General features: G+C 43.3%; 2 protein-coding genes and 1 pseudogene. All 3 read right to left on the reverse strand.

The window, feature by feature from the left end; all coding sequences use genetic code 11:
* Positions 1 to 1,025: phage tail tape measure protein (locus ACFIL3_RS10265; protein ID WP_375668750.1), on the reverse strand; the 1,025-nt coding region annotated here is incomplete at its 3' end.
* A complete protein-coding gene (locus ACFIL3_RS10270) occupies positions 1,022 to 1,093 on the reverse strand; it encodes a hypothetical protein (protein ID WP_375612372.1) in 72 nt (23 codons plus the stop codon). The genes ACFIL3_RS10270 and ACFIL3_RS10265, both read right to left, overlap by 4 nt.
* Positions 1,094 to 1,131: 38 nt before the next feature.
* Positions 1,132 to 1,260 (reverse strand): annotated as a pseudogene (locus tag ACFIL3_RS10275) (phage tail assembly protein); the annotation flags it as partial.

Consider the following 1,260-nt stretch of genomic DNA (forward strand, 5'->3'; position numbering starts at 1 on the left):
AGGGTTATTTCACCAATCAGAGGTTCTAGCCATTGGAACCAGCCTTTAATCCTCTCTGTGAGATCACTGATGCCTTTTCTTAAATCAGAGGTAGGATTAAGCAAATCATTAAGGACTTTTTTTAAGGTTTTTGCCCAGCTCGCAACAGTTGTTTGAATGAGGTCGCGGTTTTCATCAATCAACTTTGAAAAACCGTCAATCATATCATTAATCACGGGCATGAAACGCGCGCCAATAAAGCTCGCGATACCGCCTATTTTTTTCTTAAAAGCACCAAGCTTGTCACTTAAATCTGCTGCATAGCGTGCAACATCGGCACCTATCAGCCATTTTCCTTTTCGCGCCTTTGCAAACAGCTCTTTAATGGGTGCCATGCCTTGTGCAAGCATGGTCGCCATTTCTTTACCATCGCCCCCAAACAGCAGAGCGGCAATATGCTGTCTTTGTGCTTGGCTTTTCATCTTACTCATCTTGTCGGTAATTTCTTCTAACAAGACAGAAGTGGATTTGAGTTTTCCAGAAGTGTTTTTGACAGAAATGCCAAGTGCTTCAAAGCCCATCATGCCTCTTTTTTGTCCGGCATATGCTTGTGCTGAACGCCTATTTAAAACCGCTAAGGATTGTTGAAAAAGTTCGGCAGAAGTGCCTGAATTATCGGCTGCATCACCCCATAATTGAAGTGATGCAACACTCATATTTAAATGGTGTGATGCGTGATAAAGACTATCTCCCAGATGCATGGTTTTCATGGTGAGGGCGGCTACACTTGCCACAAGACCACCACCAGCAAGCCCTAAGACACCGGTAAAGACTGAAGCACGACTTGCCGCTGTGCTAAGAGCACTTTGAACGCCATGAAGGCTTTTTGTCATGTTTTTGACAGCAGCAGAAAAGCGCACAATACCCAAACTATGTGAGAGTGTTTTTGACAATGTATCGAATTTTTTTTGAAGATGTTTGAGAGGTGCGGTGAGTTTGTCTTCAAGAGACAATTTTACCTTTGCATCAGCAACTTTTTCACTCATTTTATCTTATACCTTTCTGCTGCTTGATTTCGCCAGAATATGAGTTCTTGCGGTTCCATTTCCATCATCTTTGAAAGGGACCAATGGAACACAATGGTAATATCGGCTATGAGTTTAGCGGCGGTTTCCCAGTCGAGGTATCCCGCCGCTTGATAAAAGACTCCAAAATCTCTCCAATGCTCGACAAGTCATTAATATCGAGTTCTCCAACCGCTTCATGTGCCCATCCAGAAAG

It is taken from the genome of Bartonella sp. CE47NXGY (genome assembly GCF_042195415.1).
In the GTDB taxonomy this organism is placed as follows: domain Bacteria; phylum Pseudomonadota; class Alphaproteobacteria; order Rhizobiales; family Rhizobiaceae; genus Bartonella.